The 26,391-nt window shown below is 37.3% G+C and carries 37 protein-coding genes and 3 pseudogenes; 7 read left to right on the top strand and 33 right to left on the bottom strand.

The annotated features are described in order from the left end of the window. Positions 1-3 precede the first annotated feature (3 nt). The 3 genes from R8749_RS01440 to R8749_RS01430 all read right to left on the bottom strand — a co-directional run bounded on the left by R8749_RS01440 (position 4) and on the right by R8749_RS01430 (position 1,713). Complete coding sequence (locus tag R8749_RS01440) at positions 4-567, bottom strand: hypothetical protein (protein WP_317697270.1); 564 nt, start codon at positions 565-567, stop codon at positions 4-6. Positions 568-704: 137 nt separating this feature from the next. Next, positions 705-995 (bottom strand): hypothetical protein, encoded by a 291-nt coding sequence (locus tag R8749_RS01435; protein ID WP_317697269.1) that lies wholly within the window; start codon positions 993-995, stop codon positions 705-707. Positions 996-1,422: 427 nt separating this feature from the next. Continuing rightward, positions 1,423-1,713, bottom strand: coding sequence for a hypothetical protein (locus R8749_RS01430; protein WP_317697268.1), 291 nt, complete (start codon positions 1,711-1,713; stop codon positions 1,423-1,425). A 1,063-nt stretch (positions 1,714-2,776) separates the two neighbouring features. Here R8749_RS01430 and R8749_RS10780 point away from each other — a divergent pair. Both R8749_RS10780 and R8749_RS10775 read left to right on the top strand, forming a co-directional pair. Continuing rightward, complete coding sequence (locus tag R8749_RS10780; protein ID WP_425613204.1) at positions 2,777-3,205, top strand: helix-turn-helix domain-containing protein; 429 nt, start codon at positions 2,777-2,779, stop codon at positions 3,203-3,205. Positions 3,206-3,259: 54 nt separating this feature from the next. Continuing rightward, positions 3,260-3,541: an IS3 family transposase gene (locus tag R8749_RS10775; protein WP_425613203.1), complete on the top strand. Its 282-nt coding sequence runs from the start codon at positions 3,260-3,262 to the stop codon at positions 3,539-3,541. Positions 3,542-3,570: 29 nt separating this feature from the next. On the opposite strand, the gene R8749_RS01420 is transcribed toward R8749_RS10775, so the two are convergent. Both R8749_RS01420 and R8749_RS01415 read right to left on the bottom strand, forming a co-directional pair. Then, on the bottom strand, positions 3,571-4,260 hold the full coding sequence (locus R8749_RS01420) for an AraC family transcriptional regulator (RefSeq protein WP_425613202.1): 690 nt from the start codon (positions 4,258-4,260) through the stop codon (positions 3,571-3,573). A gap of 79 nt (positions 4,261-4,339) precedes the next feature. Then, a complete protein-coding gene (locus R8749_RS01415) occupies positions 4,340-5,164 on the bottom strand; it encodes an oxidoreductase (RefSeq protein ID WP_317697266.1) in 825 nt (274 codons plus the stop codon). Positions 5,165-5,370: 206 nt separating this feature from the next. On the opposite strand from R8749_RS01415, the pseudogene R8749_RS01410 reads away from it, so the two are divergent. Continuing rightward, positions 5,371-5,673 (top strand): annotated as a pseudogene (locus R8749_RS01410) (IS3 family transposase); the annotation flags it as partial. Here the strand turns inward: R8749_RS01410 and R8749_RS01405 are convergent. From R8749_RS01405 to deoC, 27 genes and pseudogenes are all read right to left on the bottom strand, one after another. Beyond that, entirely contained in the window at positions 5,665-5,889 is a 225-nt protein-coding gene (locus tag R8749_RS01405) for a hypothetical protein (protein ID WP_317697263.1), read from the bottom strand. The pseudogene R8749_RS01410 and the gene R8749_RS01405 sit on opposite strands and share 9 nt — an antisense overlap. A 130-nt stretch (positions 5,890-6,019) precedes the next feature. Next, positions 6,020-6,397 carry an SMI1/KNR4 family protein gene (locus R8749_RS01400; RefSeq protein ID WP_317697261.1) on the bottom strand — a complete coding sequence of 126 codons (378 nt, stop codon included), beginning with the start codon at positions 6,395-6,397 and terminating at the stop codon, positions 6,020-6,022. Positions 6,398-6,648: 251 nt separating this feature from the next. Further along, complete coding sequence (locus R8749_RS01395) at positions 6,649-7,170, bottom strand: hypothetical protein (RefSeq protein WP_317697258.1); 522 nt, start codon at positions 7,168-7,170, stop codon at positions 6,649-6,651. 87 nt (positions 7,171-7,257) lie between these two features. After that, a complete protein-coding gene (locus R8749_RS01390) occupies positions 7,258-7,509 on the bottom strand; it encodes a hypothetical protein (RefSeq protein WP_317697256.1) in 252 nt (83 codons plus the stop codon). A gap of 288 nt (positions 7,510-7,797) precedes the next feature. Next, positions 7,798-8,013: a hypothetical protein gene (locus R8749_RS01385; protein WP_317697253.1), complete on the bottom strand. Its 216-nt coding sequence runs from the start codon at positions 8,011-8,013 to the stop codon at positions 7,798-7,800. After that, a complete protein-coding gene (locus R8749_RS01380; protein ID WP_317697251.1) occupies positions 7,997-8,494 on the bottom strand; it encodes an immunity 26/phosphotriesterase HocA family protein in 498 nt (165 codons plus the stop codon). The genes R8749_RS01385 and R8749_RS01380 overlap by 17 nt, the downstream gene beginning before the upstream one ends. 15 nt (positions 8,495-8,509) lie before the next feature. Further along, positions 8,510-9,256, bottom strand: coding sequence for a macro domain-containing protein (locus R8749_RS01375; RefSeq protein ID WP_317697250.1), 747 nt, complete (start codon positions 9,254-9,256; stop codon positions 8,510-8,512). Position 9,257: 1 nt separating this feature from the next. Beyond that, positions 9,258-9,521 carry a hypothetical protein gene (locus R8749_RS01370; protein WP_317697247.1) on the bottom strand — a complete coding sequence of 88 codons (264 nt, stop codon included), beginning with the start codon at positions 9,519-9,521 and terminating at the stop codon, positions 9,258-9,260. 53 nt (positions 9,522-9,574) lie between these two features. Continuing rightward, positions 9,575-9,820, bottom strand: a complete 246-nt coding sequence (locus tag R8749_RS01365) for a hypothetical protein (protein ID WP_317697244.1) — start codon at positions 9,818-9,820, stop codon at positions 9,575-9,577. A gap of 16 nt (positions 9,821-9,836) precedes the next feature. After that, positions 9,837-10,316 carry a hypothetical protein gene (locus R8749_RS01360; RefSeq protein WP_317697242.1) on the bottom strand — a complete coding sequence of 160 codons (480 nt, stop codon included), beginning with the start codon at positions 10,314-10,316 and terminating at the stop codon, positions 9,837-9,839. 29 nt (positions 10,317-10,345) lie between these two features. Beyond that, positions 10,346-10,777: an NTF2 fold immunity protein gene (locus R8749_RS01355; protein WP_317697240.1), complete on the bottom strand. Its 432-nt coding sequence runs from the start codon at positions 10,775-10,777 to the stop codon at positions 10,346-10,348. Continuing rightward, the gene (locus tag R8749_RS01350) at positions 10,765-11,211 is read right to left on the bottom strand and encodes a hypothetical protein (RefSeq protein ID WP_317697238.1); all 447 of its coding nucleotides are present in this window, start codon (positions 11,209-11,211) and stop codon (positions 10,765-10,767) included. Before R8749_RS01350 ends, R8749_RS01355 begins: the two co-directional genes overlap by 13 nt. Positions 11,212-11,323: 112 nt before the next feature. Next, positions 11,324-11,854 carry a hypothetical protein gene (locus tag R8749_RS01345; protein ID WP_317697236.1) on the bottom strand — a complete coding sequence of 177 codons (531 nt, stop codon included), beginning with the start codon at positions 11,852-11,854 and terminating at the stop codon, positions 11,324-11,326. Between the two features lie 152 nt (positions 11,855-12,006). Beyond that, the gene (locus tag R8749_RS01340) at positions 12,007-13,497 is read right to left on the bottom strand and encodes an SIR2 family NAD-dependent protein deacylase (RefSeq protein WP_317697234.1); all 1,491 of its coding nucleotides are present in this window, start codon (positions 13,495-13,497) and stop codon (positions 12,007-12,009) included. Positions 13,498-13,551: 54 nt separating this feature from the next. Then, entirely contained in the window at positions 13,552-13,965 is a 414-nt protein-coding gene (locus R8749_RS01335) for a hypothetical protein (RefSeq protein ID WP_317697232.1), read from the bottom strand. A 4-nt stretch (positions 13,966-13,969) separates the two neighbouring features. Beyond that, on the bottom strand, positions 13,970-14,440 hold the full coding sequence (locus tag R8749_RS01330) for a hypothetical protein (protein WP_317697230.1): 471 nt from the start codon (positions 14,438-14,440) through the stop codon (positions 13,970-13,972). Then, positions 14,397-15,263 carry a PhzF family phenazine biosynthesis protein gene (locus R8749_RS01325; RefSeq protein ID WP_317697228.1) on the bottom strand — a complete coding sequence of 289 codons (867 nt, stop codon included), beginning with the start codon at positions 15,261-15,263 and terminating at the stop codon, positions 14,397-14,399. The genes R8749_RS01330 and R8749_RS01325 overlap by 44 nt, the downstream gene beginning before the upstream one ends. Positions 15,264-15,415: 152 nt before the next feature. After that, the gene (locus R8749_RS01320; RefSeq protein WP_317697226.1) at positions 15,416-16,180 is read right to left on the bottom strand and encodes a Fic family protein; all 765 of its coding nucleotides are present in this window, start codon (positions 16,178-16,180) and stop codon (positions 15,416-15,418) included. A gap of 87 nt (positions 16,181-16,267) precedes the next feature. Then, positions 16,268-17,179, bottom strand: coding sequence for a hypothetical protein (locus R8749_RS01315; RefSeq protein ID WP_317697224.1), 912 nt, complete (start codon positions 17,177-17,179; stop codon positions 16,268-16,270). A gap of 32 nt (positions 17,180-17,211) precedes the next feature. After that, the gene (locus R8749_RS01310; protein ID WP_317697222.1) at positions 17,212-17,670 is read right to left on the bottom strand and encodes a MarR family winged helix-turn-helix transcriptional regulator; all 459 of its coding nucleotides are present in this window, start codon (positions 17,668-17,670) and stop codon (positions 17,212-17,214) included. A 7-nt stretch (positions 17,671-17,677) separates the two neighbouring features. Further along, positions 17,678-18,460 (bottom strand): SDR family NAD(P)-dependent oxidoreductase, encoded by a 783-nt coding sequence (locus R8749_RS01305; protein ID WP_317697219.1) that lies wholly within the window; start codon positions 18,458-18,460, stop codon positions 17,678-17,680. 328 nt (positions 18,461-18,788) lie between these two features. Next, positions 18,789-19,079 carry a type II toxin-antitoxin system RelE family toxin gene (locus R8749_RS01300; protein ID WP_317697216.1) on the bottom strand — a complete coding sequence of 97 codons (291 nt, stop codon included), beginning with the start codon at positions 19,077-19,079 and terminating at the stop codon, positions 18,789-18,791. Beyond that, complete coding sequence (gene relB, locus R8749_RS01295) at positions 19,072-19,308, bottom strand: type II toxin-antitoxin system RelB family antitoxin (protein ID WP_317697214.1); 237 nt, start codon at positions 19,306-19,308, stop codon at positions 19,072-19,074. The genes R8749_RS01300 and relB overlap by 8 nt, the downstream gene beginning before the upstream one ends. 73 nt (positions 19,309-19,381) lie before the next feature. Further along, on the bottom strand, positions 19,382-19,846 hold the full coding sequence (locus R8749_RS01290; protein WP_317697213.1) for an Imm15 family immunity protein: 465 nt from the start codon (positions 19,844-19,846) through the stop codon (positions 19,382-19,384). Continuing rightward, positions 19,843-20,042: pseudogene (locus R8749_RS01285) on the bottom strand (DUF7660 family protein). The gene R8749_RS01290 and the pseudogene R8749_RS01285 overlap by 4 nt, the downstream one beginning before the upstream one ends. Positions 20,043-21,524: 1,482 nt before the next feature. Beyond that, positions 21,525-22,244, bottom strand: a complete 720-nt coding sequence (locus tag R8749_RS01280; protein ID WP_317697209.1) for a GntR family transcriptional regulator — start codon at positions 22,242-22,244, stop codon at positions 21,525-21,527. Positions 22,245-22,387: 143 nt separating this feature from the next. Beyond that, positions 22,388-23,095, bottom strand: coding sequence for a deoxyribose-phosphate aldolase (gene deoC / locus R8749_RS01275; protein ID WP_317697208.1), 708 nt, complete (start codon positions 23,093-23,095; stop codon positions 22,388-22,390). 164 nt (positions 23,096-23,259) lie between these two features. Between deoC and R8749_RS01270 the strand changes: the two genes are divergently transcribed. Genes R8749_RS01270 through R8749_RS01255 form a run of 4 tightly spaced genes read left to right on the top strand, consistent with a single transcriptional unit; the run spans position 23,260 to position 25,911 of the window. After that, positions 23,260-23,673 carry a PTS sugar transporter subunit IIA gene (locus tag R8749_RS01270; protein WP_317697206.1) on the top strand — a complete coding sequence of 138 codons (414 nt, stop codon included), beginning with the start codon at positions 23,260-23,262 and terminating at the stop codon, positions 23,671-23,673. Between the two features lie 24 nt (positions 23,674-23,697). Then, positions 23,698-24,192 (top strand): PTS sugar transporter subunit IIB, encoded by a 495-nt coding sequence (locus tag R8749_RS01265; RefSeq protein WP_317697205.1) that lies wholly within the window; start codon positions 23,698-23,700, stop codon positions 24,190-24,192. 21 nt (positions 24,193-24,213) lie between these two features. After that, the gene (locus R8749_RS01260; RefSeq protein WP_317697203.1) at positions 24,214-25,056 is read left to right on the top strand and encodes a PTS mannose/fructose/sorbose/N-acetylgalactosamine transporter subunit IIC; all 843 of its coding nucleotides are present in this window, start codon (positions 24,214-24,216) and stop codon (positions 25,054-25,056) included. An 18-nt stretch (positions 25,057-25,074) separates the two neighbouring features. Further along, positions 25,075-25,911, top strand: a complete 837-nt coding sequence (locus R8749_RS01255) for a PTS system mannose/fructose/sorbose family transporter subunit IID (protein WP_317697201.1) — start codon at positions 25,075-25,077, stop codon at positions 25,909-25,911. Between the two features lie 125 nt (positions 25,912-26,036). Here R8749_RS01255 and R8749_RS01250 read toward each other — a convergent pair. Continuing rightward, positions 26,037-26,267, bottom strand: a pseudogene (locus R8749_RS01250) (tRNA 2-thiouridine(34) synthase MnmA); the annotation flags it as partial. Positions 26,268-26,391 lie beyond the last annotated feature (124 nt).

Here is a 26,391-nt window from a genome sequence, read left to right as displayed (position 1 = left end):
GTCTCACGAAAACTGCCAAAAACCGGCTACGATGCTTTGCCTTGCTACATTTTTGTACAGGTATACAGCGCCATAGCCAAAGATATATTCCCCGACCACACCATCCGGATAGTAATCCTCGTCTATTTGCATCAAGAAATCATAGTTATCTTTCTGCAAATCTTCGTAATAATATGTTTCATCTTGAATTAGCTCTGGAGAACCAGTTTTTGTTATGAAATCAAATTCCTTATCCGCTGCCTTATCATACCCGACAATGTTTGTCCTGTTGATAGTTTTTGCAGTGTATCGATTGTTTGCGCTTTCCTTTGAAAATGGGTGCGTGAAAACTTTCACTGAGCATTTCGGATAGATATTGTTGTCAACCATATTTTCATAATCAATTGGAGTAAATATTGTAATGTACTCCTGAGAATTATCCGGATTTTGAACGGTCAAGTAAAAGTTATACCCTTTAATATCGTCTAACGTGTCCTCGAAGAATTGGGGAATATTCCCTCCGATTCGTCCGATAACATTACTGCTTTCAGAACTGCTTATTCTGGCAACCAGATTCGTTTGCGACATGTTTATCCTCAACTTTTTCAAAGTATATTTTCAAGCATAAAACGGAGATACATTCTAAAATGTGATTACCTTTCACTTCTATCTTTCACTGGAATACATTTTTTAAGAGTCAATCGACCATGTACCGTTAGCATCAATCACTGTGTATCGATATTCGATCTTGTTATCGTCTTATACTCATAAGTTATTTCGTCGAAATCATAGTCTATTTGAATATGAAAGGATACATCGTCTGGAACAATTCTGATTTCGTCAGAAACCAAGTCATCAAACCTGTATATATCCGAAAGATCATCTAGTACCCGATAAGCGCCGAAATACTTCCATTCTTCATCAATGAACACATAATAAGGCTGCTTATGTACCTTTGCCCGGATAAAATTCGCAACTTCTTGGTAATCAAAAGTATTTTCTTTTACCCTCGCCACGATTGGCTACGATTGATCGTTTCGATGAGCAAGTCGGTATCTTCTAAACTCAGAAACCTATCAGTCTTGACGGCTCCATTTGTGAAGGCCTGAATTTTATTGAAATAGGTCTCTTGGTGAATCTTGACTTGCCCTCTTCGGTAAAGCAATTCACGCTTATATTCTTTTTCCACAGACTACCTTTGACTCTTTTATCCTCAAACTCACTGAAACGTTCTTTTTTCTAACAGTCACTCGTCCTTTATAAGGAAAACACATCCTGATACTAATTCCCAAATCCTACGTGCCAATGGACATATTTAGCATTTTGCTCTTTGACTCATCTGAGTTTGTTGCCTTTCCATTCGATGAATAAGTAGGAGATTCAAAATCGACCCTCTGCATTTCTTATGAGCGCTGTTACGTGATTAAGATTAAACGCGCCACCTTATCCAATTGATTCTCCTTGTATGCTTTTACCTGGCTGAAGCCAAGCAATGGAGTCATCAATGACTGTATCTAGACATTTTTCCTCACTGGAAGAAAAATCGCCATATTGCGCCATTGCCCTGCATGAGGTTAACTCCTGAAGGACGGAATCCAACTCACCCGGATCATCGCAAGAACTTTGTATCTGCTTGATTTTGTCAGAGAAGAAATTCGCAGGGGCTGTTTTCCCGCCTTTATCCAAAGCAGCGACAAGCACATTCAATGAACCTAATAGCCTCTCAATATTCATCACTCCCCCTCCCAGGGTGAAGGGTCGCTATGAAAACCCCACCAATAGACTTACCAGGTACGATATCCGCATCTAAACTTATAACGATATTGTTCATTACTGTCCCCACGAGTTCATCGACATAGACCTGAAGAATGCTTAACTGTTCGGTTAAGCCCTCTGACTGGTTTTGTTGGATGACAAATGCCTGCCCCCCACTTGTCCAGGGTTGATTGACCTACGCCTAGATGGCTAGCGGAGTTCAACTATTGATAGGTATGCATTAGATAGTGCATAATCAATTGATTATTGCTTGAATTCTTGACTAAAGTTTCTGACAGTGTATTTTTCTCCTCTGATGGTTAGTTACATCGTAGAAGTAACTTGTGTCCAATTGTTTGCAAGGATCAAGAGGATTTACAATATAATCCGACCGTAACGAACCCGTTGTCTATTTACAAGTGCAACGGGTTCAACAAACATATCAGTTAATGTAGCAAAATCAATATTGGCGTCAGAAAAGCAATCCAGCATATTTGTAAATAACAAACAATCCCTTATCTCTTACAAGAATGGAGAATAGATAGTGTTCCGTTCATTATTTGATAGATTAAATTTTGAACTATTCGTTCAATTCTATTCTCGTAAAAACCATGTTGTCTTCTTCAGTTACCGAAATAACATAGGAAAACAACTGATCTACGATATAAACATTCATGTAGGGCAAGTTTTCTAGGATCTCTATTCCTTCCTCCCAATTGTTTAAAACCAGACAGCTCTTGCTTTCTTCTGCAAACAGATAAAACTTTCCATTTTGCGGATTATTTCTGAGCACCTGCAGACAGTGGGAGTTTTTATAATAAACATTTGTCGGTTCGGGGGTGCGTTGGAAAAGTTGGACACCTTATTTGGGAGGTTGGTGGTGTCCTGTGGTGTATTCGGATGCGGTGCGTGATGGTGTGGTGGGGTTTGTGCGGGAGGGTCATTCGGTGCGGGAGGCGTTGGAGCGGTTCCCGGGTCCGGACCGGGGCACGGTGTATCGGTGGCTGCGTTGCGGGCCGGCGGTGCGTGAGGTGTCGCGGGGGTGGTGCGTCGGGCGTCCTCGTCGCCGGAGGTGCGTCTGGGGGTCGTGGCCCGTGTGCTGGGGGGCTGCCCGGTGGCGGTGGCGGCGCGGGAGTCGGGGTATGGTGAGGGTGCGGTGCAACAATGGGTGAGGCGCTATCGCGAGGAGCACGGGGGTTTGGACATGGGTGAGGGCGACGGCAGGGCCGGCAAGGACAAGGCCGGCGGGGACAAGGCCGGGGGCGATGCTGGCCGGGTCGCCGAGTTGGAGGGGCAGGTGGCCGAGCTGCGCATGCAGGTCGATGTGCTCAGGGAGGCGGTCGGGCTGATAAAAAAAGGCCCCGGCGGCCCTACAGCTCCTACCTGGGCGAGATCAGCCCGGCGGTGCCCAACCTGCTCGACCGTGACTTCCATGCCCAGGGGCCGGGCCAGGTCCTGGCCGGCGACCTGAGCGAGTTCAAGACGGACGCGGGCAAGGTCTACCTCTCCCCGGTCATCGACTGCTATGACGGCAAGGTCCTGGCCTACACCATCGGCGAGCACCCCGACGCGGCCCTGGCCAACACCATGCTCGACCTGCTCGCCGGACAACGCCGCCGCCGAGGGCTTCTTCGGCAGGCTCAAGAACGAGATGTTCCACAACCGCGACTGGGCCGGCACCACCCTGGACGGCCTCAAGGACGCCATCGGCGATTGGATCGACTGGCACAACACCACCCGCATCAAGAACACCCTGAACGGCAACAGCCCCGACCAACACCGCAAGACCCACGGCCTGCTACCATAGAACCCAACACAACAACGTGTCCAACTTTTTCAACGCACCCCCCCACCTAAGGATTTTGCAATTTCTTCTCTAGAAAATCTAGCACTTGGAACAGCAAAAAATAGTTTCTTTTCTACGACATTAGGAAAACTATTTTCTTCTGACAACTCTGCAAGTCTTCTTTTTAATTCTGCCTCCATGTATTCCCACATGATATTATTCTGTGTAATAAATGGAAGTACGGTATCTTCATATGAGAATGAAATGCTATTTGTTTCAGATATTGTAGGCTCTAGCCCTACATAGTCAATAAGTCTTTTACTGTAGGGATAAGGTGATTTCACCTCTAAGGGTATAATATGCTTATTGCTTCCAGTACGAATTAAGCTTACTAAAACTAGTTGCTCATTAAGTAATGTGAAGCGAGGCATACTTGAATTAGGAATATCAAAACTCAGATGGATATCAATAGTTTTATCATTCTTTGTTATATCAATTAGTAGAGGGCAAACTAATCTCTTGTACATAGCAAAACGCTGAAAGCCTTCTAATGCATTATTAGCACAAAGTGCAACAAAAAATGGAGGCATAAAAGTATTTATATTTTTCACTTCACTAAACAACAAAATTTGTTCATCTGTTATTTCATTATCTAGTTCAGTTAGAAACTTAATATAATTAGCAGGGGATAAGTCCAGTTCTTCTTTCCAAAGTACATTAGGTATTTCTGCTTTTTGCAAAATATCATCTAAGGATAAACCGATTCCCTTTACAAACCCTTGAAACTGTTTTGATATAGTTATTTTCGTAGATATACTCCTATTTTACTACTGTATTTTTCATCATTTTATCTAAAAACTTATCTGGTGCAAGTCTAGACATTAGGATTGAAGCCTTAGCTGGTAAACTATCTTGATAGCGAGTTTTAGGCTTTTTAGCTTCAATTGCTTTCTTAACAATAAGTGCAATTTTTTTAGGGTCATTTACTAATGAGGATTTTTTTAAATACATTTGTCGATAGTAATCTGCTACTTTCTTTGTTATTTTTTCATAAGGACTATTTTTCCCAGAATCTTCTAGATGGTCTGCAGCTATTGAACCCCATTCAGTCATAACACCACTTGGTTCAATAATTGAAACCTTAATACCAAAGTCAGCAACATCCATACGAATAGAGTTACTTAATGCTTCTACTGCAAATTTAGAAACATGATACCAACCACCTAGATAGCTTGTAACTTTGCCACCAACAGAAGAGGTCACGATAATTCTCCCATCATTTTGTTTTCTCATATATGGTAATACAAGCTGGCTCATTCTTGCTACACCTAACACATTCACATCTAATTGTTTTTGAGCCTCTTGCAATGATACTTGTTCTATTGGTCCGTAAGAGCCATATCCAGCATTGTTGAATAGTACATCGATTTTTCCTTCACTATCAATTATAGTCTTTATCGCATTCTTTGCAGATTCCTCGTTTGTTACATCTAGGCTTAGTGGAACTACACCTAATTCTTTAAGTGGTTCCATTTTATCTACTCGTCTTGCTCCTGCATATACTTTATATCCGTTTTTTGCTAATAGTTCTGCTGTAGAGTAACCGATTCCACTACTAGCACCTGTAATTAAAATTACTTTCATAATTATGTTCCTTTCTATTGTTGATATATATATTATAGCTGAAACAAATTAGGGGGTGCGTTGGAAAAGTTGGACACCTTATTTGGGAGGTTGGTGGTGTCCTGTGGTGTATTCGGATGCGGTGCGTGATGGTGTGGTGGGGTTTGTGCGGGAGGGTCATTCGGTGCGGGAGGCGTTGGAGCGGTTCCCGGGTCCGGACCGGGGCACTCCACACCGACCGCGGCTGCCACTACCGCTGGCCCGGATGGATCCAACGCATGGACAGCCACGGCTGGACCCGGTCCATGAGCGCCAAGGGCTGCTCACCGGACAACGCCGCCGCCGAGGGCTTCTTCGGCAGGCTCAAGAACGAGATGTTCCACAACCGCGACTGGGCCGGCACCACCCTGGACGGCCTCAAGGACGCCATCGGCGATTGGATCGACTGGCACAACACCACCCGCATCAAGAACACCCTGAACGGCAACAGCCCCGACCAACACCGCAAGACCCACGGCCTGCTACCATAGAACCCAACACAACAACGTGTCCAACTTTTCCAACGCACCCCCTTCTTTAAAGTTCAAAAATAATCTGTCATCAGATTTATTTAAAGAAAAATCCACAAATGTATCAAGCATTTTTTGTTTGATTTCATCAGCTTCAATTACCTGGACATTCTTTAATCCAGCATCCTGAATTGCTTCTAACAAATACAGTTCATCGTATTTATCGAATCGTTCCATTGTCAACTTTCCTATAGGCTCGCTTGTCTTGGTCAAAGGTATGTTTTGACAGTTGAAACTGGGATGAGAAGCCATGATCTACCCCTATGAAATAACAGGCTTTGCACAAGGAGACCAATTGCGTTACAAGCTACATTCGTTTAGCACTTAAATCATATATATCGTTGGCTATTCTCTCCATGCTCAAACTACCTAAAGCACCGAAATCAAGACTATAAATGGCATCCTTCTCACTACCCTTTTTTACATACACAAAATACCCAATATCACCATCTTGTCCTATCAAGCAATACTGTGGTTCAACGGATTGTATTTGGTATGTTTCGTTTCTTTCAAGAACATCCGTATAGCAAAATAAGTAGATATTAGACTCATTTTCATCTTGAATTTCATAAGAGGGGTTATCTTGAATCTCTTCTGCCAGGAATTTTCGGTATAAGCCAGGAAATGCAATATCCAATTCTTCTTCTATAAAACCTATTTGTTCCATCATTTTTTCGTGTATCACAGTAATGCTCCGATTATCTCAAATGCTGTACAAACAAAGTAACTTCATCCTTATTCCTGGATTTTGCTAAAGCGTTTCGAATTTTTCATTCAATTCCTTGATTTTACCCTCTTTTATCGATTAGCCTTAAACCTTCAAACCATCGGAAAATAACACAGGACGTGAAACAGCCTACCTTGTTATAGGCATCGTCAGGCGATTGGTCCAAGGTGATGAACATGCCCATGATATTCCCTGCTTCCCTGCCTTACTTAATTCCCATTGAGCCAGTTGAACCAGGCTAGTAGGTCTTTAAATTTGTGCTCGCTTTGGCCTGAGTATCTCCATATCTCGGGCTCTGCAGGATTGTTCCACACAGCAAGCGTGTAATCACCCTCATCCTGGCTCATCACAGAGAGAAGCGATAAGCGGCTGTCAGGATACATGGCCGGAGCGGAACCCTCCCAATCGTCCCTCATGGATGCAACCCAATTCCTAAAGTGAGGTTTATCAACTAATTCGGCCATCTCATTAACGCTGATAAAGGTCTCTCCGATGTCTTGCCAGGAACCGGCATACAAGAACCTCTCTTTCAAGAGCGGGGAGGCTGCTTGATACACGGCTGCATCCAGCGTCGGCACCCTATCCACCACCGAACCGGGAAGTATCCGCTGTTGTATGTCACTCTTAGCTTCTTCCTCCGTCATACCGCATGAAAGGCATTCTTCAACAAAGGCTTGAGCCCGACTATCAAAGCTGTTCTTATACTTATCGAGAGCCTCTTTTACGGACACCTTGCCATCACCTCACAATAGACTTTAGGAAAGTCGCCTACTGGTTTCATCTGAACAATAAACTAGGAAAATCTCCCTTTAATGCGATCAGGAACGATGTAATTCACTTATCCATTCCCTAAAATCCTCTTCAGTATATAAGTAGTTTCTATCTGAAGATGGTAAATCTACCGCGCCTAACATTTCCAAGTAATTAGATATCATTGGGTCTGAGATTCTTAAAGAATCATCATTATAAATATCAAACGCCCACTCAGAAACAGTTTTCCTGCTTTCATGTCCTGATATTAAATTTTGTATCTTTTTAATTAAATCACTTTTTCTAGGGATTTCTCTCATATTTACCTTCTCCATTTGAATCAAAAATAAATCACGTTTGGCTGCTTAATCATTTATTTTGATTAGATAGCACTTTCAGAGAGTAATTGTTTATCATTTTATCTTTAAAAAAACCATCGTTATACAAATGTCTTAAATAAGATATGGTGAAAAATTTATCTATTTGTTTCATATATTTTTCATTTAGAAGGGTAATGAACGTTGAATATAGTATTTCACCATACTCCTCTAAATTAAGTGCCTTATTTATATTCATCAGTTGCTCCTCAGAGAGGTCAGGCAATTCATTTAACCTAAATATTTTAAATCATCAATTTCTAAATGCTTATCAACACATATTCCAATTTCAAAAGTAAAGAATTGTTTTTGTAACGCAATAATTATTGTAATAACCTTACAAGTTTTGCTCCATGATGCCCGCTTCTTTTGGAAGCCAGATGATTTAACAATAAAACTAATATCTTGTTTTAACTTTTTGTCATCCAATTTAATTGTTTGTTCCATTTTCTAAACTCTGTAACTGAATCAAATTTTTGATATCATGATCGGATTGAGATGTGTAGTAGGGATACTTCTCTGCTTCTTTAGCATTAGTAGAAGTAACACTTCCCAAAAGATCGACTTTTTTCGATATCGGATCTCCATATTTAAAGAAAAATCCATCAACATCTTTAGGCTTATAATTTTCCTCGTGACCGATAATCCGCCAATCACCTTCTAATTTATTATCAAACAAAGTGTAAGAATCCAAAATTATCGGCGAGATTAATCTTTTGGCACCAATAATATTGTCTTTTGAGATCTCAGGTGAGGAATTAAAATAATCGAATATTTCAGCACTGTGACCCATCATTGAATCGGCAATTATCTGACCGAACCCAAATAAGTTATCTTCAATCTGAAAGCTGAAAATATCGCCAGGTTTAATAAATCGAAGCATTGTTCGAGGTTTTGTGCCCCAATCTCTAAACTTAAATTGCCTCACCAACGCCATTCCTTTCTAGTTGATCGTAAAAATTTTGCAATGAATCCTTTTATAAGCCAAGCGTTTTTTTATTATTTGAAGTATTACACTCCAATCTCCACCACCTAAGCCTTGTCCAATTTTAGGCATTTGAATCGTTAATCTATTTTTTAAAGCAAAATCCGCCACTTTTATCAAGCACTCATCTAATTTCTCGTATGAAACATATATAGTTTTATCATTGTAATCTTTTCTTATTCCATCTTGGGCGAGCATATTGGCAACATATATTCCATTATTTTTATCAGCGTTAATGAACTGAACTTCCCCTAAGTTAAAGTCTTTTTGGGAACTCCATTTTAAATATTGTGTTTTTACATCAGGAAATTTTCCTGAAAGCGCCAAAACAAAACCCTTACCCCATTTTCCACGATTGTTTACAATATGAATAATCAATGAAGAACTGTGTTTAGGAGCAGAAGCATCTCCTATTTCATATTTTATAAATGACTCAACATCAGCATTTGAAATGTGTTTGAACCAAATCTTTTCAAAGTTTTCCTCATTAATACTTACGGATTCAGATAAATCTAAATCGCTTTTTTTACCGTCATAGAGCAGATAACCAAATTCTTCATTCCAATCTTCTAAAGAGGAAGACAAAAAGTATTTGCCATTTATCACATTAATTTGTCTTATTGCAATTTCATCTAGAAATTCAGTGTAGATTTCACCAGTATCAAATTTACCTAAATAATATGTTTTCTTTTCATCAATATTCATGCTAACCATAAAAATAGTTCATAAAATTAGCGGTATTATCCCCTAAGATCGGAGCAAGTTTACTATTCATTTTGGGTAGAAATTCTGGTTTTATTTCATCACAATCATCATTTGTATATACTTCGTAAATGTTATATTCGTTGTATACAATATCTGCAAGCGCGGTTAGAGCTTCGATAAACTGAATGAAATTATCTGCGATTTTAAACGGATCTAACACATCATATGCTGCATAAACAGCAGTATTATCTGCAAAATTGAACAAAATTGATTCTCCGCCGCCCGACTGTTCCAAGAAGACGATACATTCATTTTCATTTAAGTTTGAAAATGATACTCTGCGTTTCGTTCTTTTAAACTTGAATAATCGATAAACGATATTAGAGAAACTCCTGTTTCTATCGTGACTTGTTGTAAGTCAAACTTTCGATAAAACTGAATTAGACCATCATTATTATGTAAATATGATTCATCCACATAGTTTTCGTCATTTGCCAAAAACCGGAAATCTTTGTGCTGTTTTAGTACTTCTAATAACTTTTCAAACGCTTGAATTTCTAACATTTTTACCTCGATATTTTTAATCAGAATCCGGTACAAAATCAGTAATTATCTGTTTGGCATACTTTGCTGCATACGGTATGCCTACCCTTTTCAGATATTTTACAAGTTCGGTTTTTCCTTTTTGAGCCATAATATATTCGAGTGTATTTGTTAACACAAAAAATTTCGAATATCCTAGATTTATCTCTTCATCTTCATAATCATCATCCGGGTCTGGCTCCTCGCCTTCTGGGTATTCGTCTCCCAATTCTACATAATTATTAATCTTATTAACAGAATAACTAATGAGGTTTTCCTTTTGCGTCGTCATAAAATCTTCGATCTCTTGGATTGTTAAATTAGCTTTATTTATTTTTTCTAGCGCAAAATTCAAGTCGAGATACTCATATTCCTGATCATCTTCACACATTTTTATTGGTACAATTTTTCTAATTTCTGACAAAATAGCTTCGTACAAATCAGAAGATTTTAACTGTTTCACATCCTGGGTGTTCATTTTATACTCCATCTCAATCTAGATTAATTCTAAAAAGTGATCCCCTTCCATTTCTGGGTTACACTGGAATACATTTTTTTAGAGTCAAGCAACCATTTACCGTTAGAATTAATCATTATGTATCGATATTTAATCTTGCTTTCTTCAACTACTGGATGAGTCCAGATCGTCTCAACCTTGACTTTTTTGGAAGAGAGGACGGTCACATTTGTAATTTTTTCACAGTTCAGATCATATTCTGGCGGAAATCCAGCATTGGGGATTGGCAGCCGCCCAAGATGTCGATCCTTGACTGTTAAATATGCATCGTAAATGCTTTTTAATTTTTTTCCAGCTTCAACCCCATAATCTTCGATGCCAACTTCACTATACTTTTGTTCAGTTTCCACTTCCCAGATATTCATTTCTTTCATAAACGAATAAATCTGATTTTCCAATTCTCTTTTGTCTATTTGTTCCATTCCTTGTACTCATATGTTATTTCGTCGAAATCATAATCTATTTGAATGTGAAAAGATAAATCATCGGGAATAATTCTAATTTCGTCAGAAACCAATTCATCAAAATTGTATTTATCCGAAAGATCATTTAGGACCCGATAAGCGCCGAAATACTTCCATTCTTCATCAATTAACAAATAATAAGGCTGACTATTTACCTTTGTTCGGATAAAATTCGCAACTTCTTTGTAATCAGAAGTATTTTCTTCAACATTTGCCAAGATTGGCTTATGCTTAATCTTTTCGATGATCAAGTCGGTGTCTTCTAAACTAAGAAATCTATCAATCTTGACAGCTTCATTTGTAAAGGTCTGAATTTTATTGAAATAGCGATCTTGATGAATCTTAACTTGCCCTCTTCGATAAAGCAATTCACGTTTATATTCTTTTTTCACAGATTATCTTTGACCCATTTATTCATTGCAGAAATAAAGTTTTCCAGCGTATTGTTAGCGTCGTTCGCAAACTGTCCGACCTTTATAGGTCAAATCAAGCGCCTGACAGAATTCAATTACCTTCAAGCCATAATTCAAAATCACAGATTTTATTTTCGCTGATCACAATTAGATTTGACTGTTCATTGCATCTAACAATATTAAAACCATCAGGTATATTATCTAATATTACTGTATATAAGAACATATAGACTGGATTGTGCGGATCAAAATTAGTCAACTCGTATTCGCTCTTATCCATATCGCAACAATCTATCTTTTTGATCGAATTTATCACACTGAAACCACTTAGAATTTCATTTTCATAACAAATTTCGGCATCAAAAAATTCAACTTCGGTTGGTACAGTTTGTTCAAGAACTACCCTAAGATCACGACTAACCAAATCAGGTCCAGTAGTGGATAACAAGTGGAATTTCTCGATTGTCTTAAAACTGGATTTATTCTTGGCTTGATATTTTAGGGTAAAATCAAGACCTTCGAGGCTAATACCTTCATTAAACAACGAAAAATTCGCTGATATATCGTGAAGATAGTCAAGCATATTGTAAGTGTTTCTTATTGTTGATATTATGTAATTCATTTTTTGCACCTACGCGCTCTCAATGTCTATCCGAAACTGTCATATCGTCGAAGACCAAATCTCCAGATAGTGTTATACGCAATAAAGAATAAAATTGGACCCACGAAAAAAACGCCAATATTTTCAAGTGTAATACCACTAAAATAATCATCTCATTCCAATACTTTACGTGCATAAAGGAGCTTATTGGAACTATTGTCACAATATTTCTTCATGCGTTCTTTAAGCTTATCAGGGATCCCTCTTTTTCCATTATTCCATGTATCCGTAGCTTTCCATGCCTTTCCCAATTCAGAATGATCTCCAAAAAATTCTGCCACATTATTAAGAGCTGTGCAAAGCAGAGATACATACGTGTCGGGCATCTGCATTTCTTCAACCACGTTCATTAACATTAAAATCATTTGTATTTCAATGTCGTATTTATCAAAAGCATTGGGTTTACGTGCTTGCTTGTAAATATTATCAATTACTGCCTTTATATATATGAGAAAGTTTGAAAGCAAATACGGATATAATGGAGCTAATTCTAGTACTTTTTTTGCATCATCCTTTACAACCTCTATAGATGAATCTGAATATTCTTTATCAGGTGAGTTTTCAGCCTCTACAAATTTTTGTGTTAATTTCTTTACGTCTGATTCGCTTTTCGAATACTTTTTCTTTAAAAGATGATTCTGATTAACTATTTCTGAAAAAATAGAATGTACGTCATTAGTTTCAATTATGGTTATTCCCGTTTCAGGATCTTTATAAGGATTATCAACTACTTTTTCGTCCTCACCTTTATAACGGATAAAGTAAACATCCTGTTCATAACCAACAGAAGAATCAACCTTAACAGTGCGATTCCAGTCAACAGCAGAAAGAACATTGAGGTCTCCCAAGTCGTAACCAACCATGAGGATTGTGTATTCCTTTAATAAAAATGGTAACCTTGTTTGTCGATAGTCTCCTGGGCGTAACATTTTAGCATAATCCTCGTTAGTAATAACTATGCTTTCAGGATTCCAAATACTACCATGTAAATGAAAAACTGGAACAAGTCCTTTCGGTTGTGAAAAAATATTATTCGGATAAATCGACAATGCTCGACCATTCAGTAAACATTCTGCAATATGATCATAGTTAGTAGTAAGTATCCATGAACAATCCGTCTTAATAAGTACGTCTTTCCATTTCTTCTCTTCATTATTTTTGGGATATACAGAAACAACGTTAGCTATTATTTCTTTAAATTGAAAATCACTAGCCCTCACATAATCTTCATCTTGCTGATTCTTTTGTTTGTTACTCTGCTGAATTATTTCATTTGCTTCATTAAGAGCTTTGTTTGCAGCTTTATTGATCCTGCTCGCAACAAGTGGATAAGTTAAACCGGAATTCAGCAAATCGTCCTCAAGATCTAGTTTAATATCCAGTTTGTCACATGATCTATTTAAACGTTCTACAGACTGTTTCAGCAATTCAGCCCATGATAAGGCTCTATCACCAACAACAGCTTTTGAAAAACCTGATCCTAGAAATAAACCCAACATTCCTTGCTGAGATCTTTCGCAAATCTTTCCTATCACTTCTTCTCTATTTAAAACAAATTCTGAATTCATTTCAGAGCTTGTCTCAGAACTAATTTCTTTACTCATTTGACTCCTTTTCCGTTTTATTTTTTTATCAAAATTGGTTAAATCAGATTACTTTTAATTCAATGCCAAAACCCTTTTTATCATGTCGTGAATCTTAAGACAAAAATCGGAATTCTCAATTATGTCTGGAACAACTAAAACATAATAAAAGATGTTATCAAAACTTAAGTTAATATCGTAAGGTTCAAAATCTGATTTGCCTTCAAACTCAAAAAGCGAAGCAATTCCGTGAAGATTAACACGCTTCGCTTCGACACAAAAACAACCTTCACCTTCGAGGTCCAAATTGTAGCCATTATTTAAATGATAGTCCAACATCTCCTGACTTTTGTAAAAGAGCAAACTTTTTTCATCTTGGAAATGATTATATTCGAAATGATAATTGATATTTTGAGCCTCAGCTTTCAACAATTCGAAAACTAACTCAATAGGTTTAGTTGTATAAAAGCCGTATAGGATCCCGGTCATATTTTTATAATTCCTTTACAGCCTGTTCTAATTGCTTAAGATAGTCTGCCTTACTCATTTGGATGAACATAAAATCCTCTGTTCCCCAAGTTTTTACAACTAAAAATTCTTGGTTGTTGTAATAAATGAAAAAGCCGATATCTCCGTCAAAAGATTCAATGCACGTGGGAAGAACTGTATTTTTCAATACGTTCTCAGACAGAATAGATAGTTGATTGACTAGATTTTCCGCATTACAAAAAATGTTATCATGATGATTTACTCTTAGAATAGTATCGTCAAAGGATAACTTCAGACTATCTGCCAGCACTCTAACATCCGGGTCTCCAACAACAGCATCTCCAAATTGAAAAAAGCATTCGGCAAACACATATTTATTATCAAAAGACGGGAGATTTTTTAAATGAACAAATTCGATCATATGTTTTTCACTACCCTGGCAAAACCAAGTTCCCTTCAATACAACTAACAGCATTGCCGCCTAATAGAATTTGGTCATCCTCGGTAAACTTAACTTCAACTCGTCCATCACGTCCAAGACATTTTCCTTGAGTTGCAAGGTAACTATTTTTATTGATCAGGTGATGTTCTTTAATTAAAACAGCAACACTCCCATTGCCACTGCCACAGACTGGATCTTCATCAACGCCTTCATTAGGTGCAAAAGAGCGGACCTCAAAATCACTGAAATTATCTTCAGTTGGGCCAAAAACGGTCAGACCTGTAACGCCAGCTGCAATTATTTTAGATAACATATTCATATTTGGCAATATATCTGTGACCGGTTTGGCGCTTGGAAGTTTTACTGTATCCCAAACAGCGCCAACATTAATTTGTTCAGCAATTTCGATCTCTGTCTCGTTGATGCCAAGAGCTTCGGCAAGTTGTTTAACCTGAGAAGAACTGATGTCATTCTTGACAGGCTCGGGTAGCGTCAGAAACAATTGTTCGCCTTTTTGATAGATTTTCACAAGACCGCTGCCGCATTCTTGAACCACATAATCTTCGTGCTGCGGGCGAAGACCACTTTCTAATATGGCATGAGCCGAGCCAATCGTTGGGTGACCAGCAAAAGGCAATTCATTGTTAGGAGTAAAAATCCTTAAGCGATAATCAGCTTCAGAATTGCTTGGAGAACAAACAAAAGTTGTCTCTGAGAGGTGAATCCAATTAGCGATTTGCTGCATTTGACTGCTCGATAACTTATCGCCGTCCATCACTACTGCAACTGGATTTCCTTTGTATGGAACTTTTGTAAAAACATCAATTTCTTTAAATTTCACGTTTCTGTTTGACAAAATGGGGCTCCTATATTTCTCCCAAACAATTGGTCAGGTCTTGATTTAGATAAATTTTAAAAACTAAAAGTTGATTCAGCAAATCATTGATGGATTTTCAACTCGTCAATTGAGATTTGTCTTTTGCCAGATATCGCACTCGGTTAATAAATTCAATCGTTATGTTTCGAACGGATTTGAGGTTTAAGCCTGATGGTTTTGGCATCGGTTAAAGTTTCTTCTTTAATCGGTTTGTGTAACTCACGAATTCTTTCTTCAGTTGAGGGTAACGTGTTCATCATCTTATTAAAGGCACTCTGTTCGCTCGCTTCGTCATTAGCGATATAATAACGCATCAAGTTAATAGTAAATTCAGCACGATCTAAATCATTAAACGGAAGAACTAAATAATTTCCCGATTCGAAGGTTCCATATGCACTATTTGCTGCAATTAATGCTGTTCGTTTATTGCCATCTTGAAATGCTTGTAGTTTTGATAATTTAGCGAACACCGTCCAGGCATCAAATTCCTCCTGAGCAGAATGACGATATTGATTTACAATTTCATCAAGATCATTGCGAGTAATAACTTCTTTAGGAAAATATTTTAGCTGACTTTTTTCGTCAACAATGATTGCGATGCGATCGTCTTCATTGTACATGGCATTTCTCAAATGTCCGGGCCAATTAGGCTGTTCGATTGAAAGTGAGTCAAATTGCTTATTGATTGCAATAATTCCCTCGGAAGAAAAGCCCACTTCTTTAATGGCTTCGATTCCTTTCAAGGCATCGGAAAAAATGACAGGATCTTCACTATTTTGCGTCAATGGCTCTGTTGACTTTGCATCTAAAGCCTTTTTTGTTTGCAAAACTGTACTCCCGTACCCGTTTAAACTCCCCAACGAGGTAATAAATCTTGCTAAAGAAGTATTATCCAATTTACGTCACTCCTTTTTCTACTTTTGTATGAGTCTTAGACAAGATTTGTCTTTTGCCAGATATAATCTTAGCTAATGATTATTTGTTCATTGTAAAAACCCGTCTAAATATTGAGAAATAATATCCCAAAAACTAAACATATAGTTTTTTCTTTTTTCTATCTCATCTTCGTTATCTTCGTAGAAGTCGCAGTAGTAACTTTCAACTTCACCAATCAGATCCCATTTTACTTTCGTTAGTGTCGTCTCTGATAAAAAATCCGGAATTAAAGCAACGTCAAAATTTATTGGGGAAAAAGGCGGCAACATTTTTTTACTTATCGATCGATGCCATAAAAAATAATATAATTCATTTTTAGCTATATCAACCATTCTAAAATAATCAAAGATTGATGATTTTTGGGGGCAATACACGAAAACAGACAGCTTTCTAGTTGATTCCGTTTCAACTATAAATATGCCTTGGTTATCAGAAATATCTTTAAGTAATTTTATATATTTTAAAATTACAGTAGATAAAGTTCTCATAATGCTTTCCTTAGATTTTGATAAAAAGTGATACTGTGTGTGAATTCGATTTAATTGAGGTTTATTAATTTTTTCAAAATATACATTTAGTCTATTTACTGACCAATTAAAACCTTCATACTCTTTATCCAAATAATTATATCTACCATTTTTATAAAAATCTCTTAGCAAGTTTAAAAGCTCGTTTTCTTCTTTGTTAAAATTCAAATTATAAATTTTAGATATAATTGACCTTAGCATTTCTACATTATGACTATTTAAAAACTTTCTTTGATCATCCTGAATTTTGCTATCATCGAGTAATAAAATTATTTTTTGCATTCTTTCAATACCAACAGAAATATTATAAAGAGCATTAAAAATTTCATAATCTAAAATGTAATTGCCCGTATAGTAAATTGCTTCACATCCGTCAAACAAAAATTCACCTACATTGTGCATCTCCATGTTTAGTTGTAATTTCATTTCCATTTATTGTGCTTCTTTACTTTAACTTGAATAAATTATATCAAAGCATTTCTTTGATCTATTTTGGAAAGGGTTTTCGTATTCTTAACTTGCAATCTTAGTACTTCTATAAAGTTCTCAACAGAAATTTTATTTTCCAACGTCTCTTGAATTAAATTGTTAAATTTTGTCTCGATTATATTAGTTTTTGTCAACATCTTCTTACCCATCTCTGTAATGTAGATATTAATAACCCTTGAATCAAAAGTATTTTTCTTTTTTTCAACAAGTTCCTTATGCATAAGTCTTTCAACCAATCTACTAGGATTATCTGACCCACAGATTAGCAGTTCACCAATCTCAGAAATTGAAAGACCATCTTTAATTGAAAGAATTTTTAGCACCTCATTCTGACTGGGCGTAATATCTAACGAAGCTAACATTCTAGCATATTGCATCTCTCCCTCTTTATCTGCTGCCTTAATCAAATATCTTAATTCTTCAATACTCTGCACAAATAAATTATCCTTTCAAATTTGCTTGTTTTTTCATAATTCGATAAACCATATTTACCATAGCTTTTCTTGGCAAAATTCTGGGTAAGATAGCACTTGTGAAATAATTATTAATCCCATCAATCTGCGAAATCTTATTTTTACTTAATGCTTTCATTGTTACGTCTACTACATGACTAGGAGTTCTTAAGTTTCCAACTGCTACTCCTCCACCAGTAGAAAAAAAGTTTGTATCCGTGGCTCCGGGACTTATTGCTATTACCTTAACTCCACTATTTTGACATTCCACAGCAAGTGCTTCAGTAAACGAAAGAACAAAAGCCTTACTAGCCGCATATACTGCCATTGTAGGTATTGGATGATAGGCTGAGCTTGAGGCCACGTTTATAATTGTTCCTTTATTTCTAGCTATCATCGGTTTCAAAAATTTCTTTGTAAGATCAAATACTGAAACAACATTTAACATTACCTCATCATGTTGATTATTATAATCAATCTCATTGACAGTTCCATTAAGGCCAAAACCGGCGCAATTAATTATTATATCTATAAATATTCCTTGTTCACAAACATATTCATAAATTTTTGATCCACTTTCTAAAACCGATAAATCAGAACTTATTATTTCAACCTTAACATTAAATTTGTGATGAAGGTCTTTGCTAACTTTTGTTAGTCTTTCTTTTGATCTAGCTACTAATAAAAGATCCCTCCCCTCTTGTGCATAGTGTTCTGCAAAAGCTTTTCCTATTCCAGAAGAAGCGCCAGTTATTAAAACTTTTTCTTTCATTAATTAACATTCTTATTATGCGTCTCGACATATTTGTCTAGACACATAATAATTCAAAAAATTGTAATGGCAAGAAATATATTTAATTCAACCTCGTCATCTTAATTGTCCTCAAATTAAGGAAATCTACTGCTTCTAATCTAAACTTTTATTCATCAACCTTAGTGAGACAATTTATCTCCTCATAGTTATCCCCTTACACATCAGGATTAATGCTGGAATTACATTTTTCAATTAAATCCAAGCACGTTTTGAGTAAAACCTTGTTCTTTTCATTGAACAAAAGTGAGCTGAGAATGAAATATGATAGAAAAAATTAGCTGATAAATCAACGAATTTTTTTCATATTTACGTTGTAAACATCTGATCGTTTACCTACATAAACAGTTGTTATTATCAATTGATCATCGTTAATTACTGTTATCAAGCGGTAAGATCCAATCCTAAATCGCACATAACCCGATAAATTTCCTACCAATTTTTTCCCTGGAGTATCGGGAAAATCAACATCAATCAGATGCTTTTTTATAAACTTTGCGATCGTCTTCTGGACATCGGGAGATAATTTTTTTAAAGATTTTCGAAAATATGCGGTCGTTCTAACCGAATATTTACTCATTTTCTAAATTTAATTCTTTAAGCGTATCATCCCAGCTTAAAGTTCTCTTATCATCATCCAGCCAAGCCTTAAAAGCTAAATCTGCCTTTTCAATATCAAGCCAATCTTCTAATTTTTCCTGCACCGCAGCCTGAATGAATTCAGATTTACTGATTGAATGAGATTCCGTATAAACATTTAACAAATCATTGATTCGATCATCGAATCTAACCGAAGTTGCCTGGGTCATAATATTTACCTCCAAAGTGCTTTCATCATATCATTCAAGATTTTGGTAGTCAATTATAACTACTTCGTATCTGTTATGCTTCCTTTTTAACAACATAAATCCGCTTATATTTCTTAAAATCAATTGCCGTATAGACGTCGTACTCGAGACGATCTAATGAATTTAAATACTCCCGCACCAGATTTTCTTCAACGGTTTGAGTACTTTTAAGCTTCAACTTAGACAGCAGCCAATCTTTCCTTTGTGAGACAAACAAGTTGGGGGTGAGACAATTTATCTCCTCATAGTTATCCCAATCAGTAATACTGACACAAATAAAATGGTCAGGCTTAATGCTAGAATTACATTTTTCTGCTAAATCCAAGCACGTTTTTAGTAAAACCTTGTTCTTTTCATTGAACGAAAGTGAGCTGAGAAATGAAATATGACTGAACCTTGAGAAAACGGGAATTTCTTCGAATGTTTCATACTCCGCAAAAAGCGTTAAGGGATCGTCTAATCCTTCAGCTTTGATAAGATCGTTCATATTGATAATCATTCATAAACCTTAGTCGCCTGAATTATATCTGACAAGACTGACCAATTGATATTTTTCGGCACTGCTTGAGTAGTATTCAGATAATATCCATCCATATCCTCAACCCACGAAGACATGGCTTCAAGAAACTGGAAATATCTCGATTCTTCCATTGCTCTGGATGATTTTGAAAATTAATTAATAAGTTCTTCAGCATTTCGATAAACTCTTCTTTAGAATTAACCATTTTATGTCTCCAATTCATTATGTGCAGATGCCCTGTGATTACTTGAAGCTGGGTTCGCATAAACGTTGAAATATTCAACCAGTTCAGACTTCCCATCAACTACAGATGACATCATGAATGTTAGTCCATCCCGATCCACACTGTCTAACCTAAACTCTCCAAGAAATTTTTTAGTTCAAAAATTAGTTAATCGTGGCGATCATCAAACTATTCCTCTTTCGTGCATATTCCTAAGTTTCACCATTAAAACTTAATATACAAATAAATTAGTTCCATTTTTTCACTTTATATATGGAAGAAAATCGCAGACGTTCCATAAAACAACTATTTTTGAAATAAAATACGGTCGTCTGACTAAAATCTGACTAGTAACTTGAAACAAAAGAAATATTCGTTAGATTATTGCACAATAAAACTATCCGAAGATAGACTGTTAATAACCAGCTTAATTAAATTTATCAATAATCAATAATATTATATTATAAAAAATAAACCAGCTCAGTGGGTTATTATTTGGAATTCTTAATTCAATATAGTAAAAAATCAGCCCCGCATGTGCGGGGAATACAGTAGCAAACAAAATAAAACTTAACCTTATAACTAAGCCCGCAAAGGATTTTTATACAAAAAACTTCTCCTATACAGAAAGGAGAAGTCAATTGTAAAGTTAAGAAAGCTAGAACGGAGTCAACGTTTTAGCTCGGGCACCATAAAATACCCTATGTTAATCATAACAAAAATTAAAAAAATTTAAAGATCACCCCCGCGAGTGCGGGGAATAACGCACTTGATATCAGCGAAGGCGATGCTACAATCAATAATTCCACCCTAGCTACCGACACGTTAACACTAGAAAAAAGCAATACCACCATTAACAGTTCCCACCTCTTAAGTTGTCAAAGGTGACTTCGACACGACTTCTAAGCAAAGACTAGCTTGATACCTGACCGCTGCTGACGATGAAATTAAAGTGTAAGGACACGACTACGAAGGCTCTTTCCGCCAAGGAACTAGGAATGTCTCTACATTAAAAGTTAACTGCAGTGACAGTAACATCACCATAGACTAACGCAAAGTAATTTAATTATGAAAAGGATCGTTAAAATAGTCCTAATTGTTCTTGCAAGCGGCCAAAATTAATAACAACAAACTGCTCAGAAACAACTACATTACCCTAGAAAGCGCCTCCCTTTCTATGACTGAAACACCAAAAGTTGGCTACGACTTGACCGATGAAATTGGATCAATCTCATACCACGGCAAGAGGGTAGGCCATAACTTTAGTAAAAACCCTACAAGTCCAGTTATGCTATCAGCTAAAGCGGAAGTAGGCCCGATCCGAATTAAATAGTCAAAGTAAACTAAAAAGCCGCGCTTTACGGTACAAGCCTGTCTACTAAGACAAAGTATTTGACCAAAAAGAGGTTTTTTGTATCTATAGCTTTTTTACAGTCACTGTTGGACGTCAATCACAAAAGAATTAATATCGCCGCGGTATTCGGCAATCGAAAATTCAATCGGGCGCCCATCACCAGTTAAGCCTTGAGTATGAAAGTAAAAAACCGGCTTATTGACAGCAATATTCAATAAGTTAGCCGTTGTCTCGCTAGCTTCCACAACTTCCAACTTTCTAATTACCCGAGTTACCTTAAGCTGATGCTTTTCTAGCGTACTATATAATGAATCCTTAGCAAAGTCATAGTTGACCAATTCCGGTATCCGTTCTTTAGGCACATAAGTTGTGACTAAGACGACTGGCTGACCGTCAGCATAGCGCAAGCGCACCAGTTTAAACACCACAGCTCCAGGATCAACGTGCAAATTTTGAGTAACTTCACTTGTAGCTTTCTCCTCGGCAAAATACAGCAAGTTGGTCTTGGGATAAATGCCCTTAGCACTCATTTCCGTACTGTAGCTCTCAATCAGGTGCGTGAATTCCTGTTCGATTTTTGTCTTCTTGACAAGGGTTCCCCTCTTACGTCGACGCTCCAGGTAACCCTCGTTGACCAAGGTGGCAATTGCCTGCCGTACAGTTGGGCGGCTCACTTGAAACTGTGTTGCTAATTCAAGCTCTGGCGGAATTAACGTATTTTGCGGATATACTCCAGTCTGAATTTTATGTAAAAGGTCAGCAGCAATTACTTGGTATTTAGGTTCAGCTTTTTCTGGCACTTTGACCCTCCCACTACTTTTCAAGAGAACATTATGTATTACTATACCATGCAAAAAACCAGTGTAAAGCAAAATCACATTTGCAAGCACTGGCTTTTTCGATGAAAAAACAAATAATAATTGGTGTTAACCAACCTTTTTAATTAAATTTCAATTGCAGTAATATCGTCTTCCTCAAACCGCTTTTTGAGTACTGTAATAATTTTAACGCCAGCACTGGTACCTATACGTTCAGCACCAGCTTCAATCATAGCCAAGAAGTCGTCCGTGTTGCGGATGCCGCCCGCGGCCTTGACCTTCACAGTCGGGCCGACTGTTTCCTTCATCAGTCGAACGTCTTCAACCTTAGCACCTGAAGTACCAAAACCGGTTGAAGTCTTAATAAAATCTGGTTCGACCTTCTTAGCCAACAGTGCCAGCTGTTTGATTTCAACCTTGGTCAAGTAACAATTCTCAAAAATCACTTTGCAGAGCACGTGATGACTATGACACAATTCCACCATTTGACGCATTTCATCTTCAACGTACGCCCAATTATGTGCTCGCACCTGCGTTAGGTTGACAACGTAATCAATCTCATTTGCACCATTTTTCAAGGCATCCTTTGTCTCTGTTAGTTTGCAGACAATACTAGTCTGACCCAAAGGAAAACTAATAGCCGCACCCGTATCAATATCCGTACCCTTTAATTGTTCAGCACAAAACTGGGACTGTACCTGGTTAATTGCTACCATCTTGAAGTGGTATTTTTTAGCTTCACTACAAAGTTTTTTCATATCAGCCGTAGTAGCATCAGCATGTAGGTTGGTGTGGTCAATCAGCCGGGCAAAATCATCAATGGTATATTTCATAGTTTCTATCTCCTTTTGTAATTACATAAATTGATTTTAATAATAAACGGTTATGTTGTCAACAATGCATTTAAATCAAAAAATACTTATTGACTTGCTGGAAACGGTTGCATATAATTATATTGCTAGATTAATATGTAATTACAAATAAGAGGGGAGTGGCAATGAAAGTATTATTGACTTCACACGGACATTTAGCTCAAGGACTAGTTTCTGGTTTTGAATTCATAGCCGGTAAATCCGATCAAATATCTGCATTGGAACTTGATAGTAATGGGATTAGTTCGTACCATAAGCGACTAAAAAAATTATTAGACAATGAAAATGTTCCGGTTTTAATTTTGACAGATCTTAAAGGTGGAACACCTTATAATGAATCCTTCAAATACTATTTGGCTCATAAAAAAAAGGTGCGCGTAATTAGTGGGGTAAATTTACCCATGCTTCTAGAATTAATTCCACAGTTAGACACAACAACAACCTTAGAAAAGGCCGCAAAAATAGCTTTAATGGCGGGAACTGATGGAATTACTCAGGCTCAGGATGAATCAGATGACAATGACGAGATTGAATTTTAATTATTTATAAAAGGAGTGTTAAAGATGACTATATCAGTAGTAAGAGTTGACGACCGGGTAATTCACGGACAAACAATGACCAGGTGGACCAAAGCCCGTCCAGTTGACGGCATTTTAGTAGTAGGAGACAATATCGCTCATGATATGCTACGACGCAAAGTCTTAAAGGCAGCTGCCAACGACCTAAAAGTTGGCATCTACACTGTTGCCGAAGCTGGGGAAAAAATCGAAAAGGGAATTACTTCAAAAAAAAGATTCTTCTTAATTAGTGATTCACCTAAAACCTTTGCTCAACTGGTCAGTAATGGAGTTGATTTTGGAAAAGTTTTAAACGTTGGTCCAATGAATACTAGGCCCGGAACCAAAGTCTTAGGGCGAACAGTTGCGCTAGATCAAGACGATTACAACGCATTTGAAACCATTGCCAAAAATGGCATTGACATTCAATTTCAGCTTCTACCCGACGACGATATTAAGTCTTGGTCAACAATGAAGAAAAAATACGATTCCATGTCTTAGTGATTTTAGGAGGTATTAAAAATGAATAATTTATTTTTCCCTGCCCTATTAACAGGAATATTTTGTTATCTAGGTGCAATTGAATCACCATGGTTGTTTGGGATGAGTGGTGGTTTCTATATAGTCGGACGTCCATTAGTCGCCGGCCTCCTTGTTGGTCTTGCTTTTGGCGATATCAAAAATGGAATTTTGTGTGGTCTTGCTGTTCAAGCAGTCTTTATCGCCAACTTATCAACTGGTGGTGCAACTAATAGTGAAATTACATACGCTGCATACGGTGGTATCGGTCTTGCCATGGCAACCACCAAAAATCCGGCAATTGCAGTTACATTGGCAATTTTAATCGGACAGACTTTTGGATTAATTTTCTATAACGGTAGAATGGCACTGTATTCTTTTTGGAACACTCGCGCAGAGAATGCTGCTCACAACAATGATGACCGCGGTATCATATTAAATCATTTAGTATATCCGCAAATCACCACCTTCCTTTTGCGTGCGGTGCCTGTCTTTTTAGCAATTTATTTTGGCAAGGGACTTGTTAATTGGCTTATCAATAGTATTCCAAAAATTGTGACACACATTATCCAAGTTCTAGGCGGTGTATTACCCGCTTTGGGTATTGCAATGCTAATGAGTATCGTCATTAAAAACAAGTCACACTTTATCTTTTTCTTCGCTGGCTTCGTTCTACTTGCTTTTGCCAAATTAAGCATGATTGCCATCGTCTTCATTTCTGCTCTTGTTGCCTACCTTTACTACATGTCAACTAGCAAAAATAGTGCGACCTCTGCAACTTCTATCAACAATTCTGAAGATGTAATTGATACTGACGATAAATATGAAGATGAAGATCTATTTTAACTTAGGAGGCCTACTAAAATGACTATAAAGGAAAACACTAACGAAACACAAAAATTATTATCCAAACGAGATCTCAATCAAATATGGTACCGTTGGGGTTTTACCCATTTAAGCTCAATGAGTTATGAAAAGCTACAAGGACATGCCTGGGCATACTCCTATCTACCATTTGCGCGCAAATACTATAGCAATGATCCGGATAAAAAGAGACGTCTGCTCGAACGACATTCAATGTTCTATAATACTGAACCTCAAACTGGTCAAATAATTAATGGTATCGTGGCATCTTTAGAAGAGCAAATTGCTCTAGGAAACGATGTTTCAGAAGAAATGCCAATCAACATTAAAGCCACATTGATGGGACCCTTAGCGGGAATTGGAGACTCAATTATTCAAGGAATTATTGTCCCTATTTTGCTCTCAATTGCCATGAGTTTAGCTAAAGGCGGCAGCCCTGTCGGACCTTTATTCTATATTATTGCCTATGGCATTATCGGACCAACTATTTCCTATATTGCCTTTCACAGTGGCTATAAACTTGGAGTTGGCGCACTTGATACAATTGTTGGGGAAAACTCAAAACGAATTACTGATGCCTTTAATATCCTAGGCGTTATGGTCGTTGGAGCTTTAGCAGCAAATACAATCGTCTTAAACACAACAGCTAAAATTCCTTTGGGTGGTAAATCACAAGCTCTGCAGACTGTTCTTGACGGTATTTTTCCTAATCTGCTACCATTAGCAATGGTTATTTTAGGCTGGTGGCTTGTTTCCAGCAAACAAATGACCGCAACTAAAGTTATCATTATTATGGTCATAATTGTAACAGTGGGTTGTCTAGTTGGGTTTTTCTAATCTTAATAATTATTAATAAAAGAGTATACGTTTGAAGTGCCTCATAATTGTTAGACAAAACTAACGATTGTGATGCATTTTTTATATTCGTTTAAGAAATTCTCTAAAACTAAATGCCAATATTACTTCTCAAAGTTGATCGAAAGCACGGAATGCCAATCTGATCGGCAACCCGTTTAACATCTTCATAGTATTCAGTTGCAGTACAACCGCCCTCATCATCAGTATCGTCCCAATTTTTCATGAAGAAGCCAATGACATCATAACCATGCTCGTTTAGCAACAGAGCAGAGACAGAAAAATCTACCCCCACCACTCACGCCAACAACAATCCTATTCTTCTTGGTCGACCTAATCAATCATTTACAGCAACAATAATTTTACGCTCTTCCATGTCCTTTAAAATATAGTCTAAAAGTTCGCCCCAACTGTTTAAGAGCTCCCCCAATACAGTAAGCGATCTCTTATAAATTCTTGTGC

The sequence above is a fragment of the Xylocopilactobacillus apis genome (assembly GCF_033095965.1).
GTDB classification, from domain to species: domain Bacteria; phylum Bacillota; class Bacilli; order Lactobacillales; family Lactobacillaceae; genus Xylocopilactobacillus; species Xylocopilactobacillus apis.
This window is presented reverse-complemented; position numbering and strand designations above follow the sequence as displayed.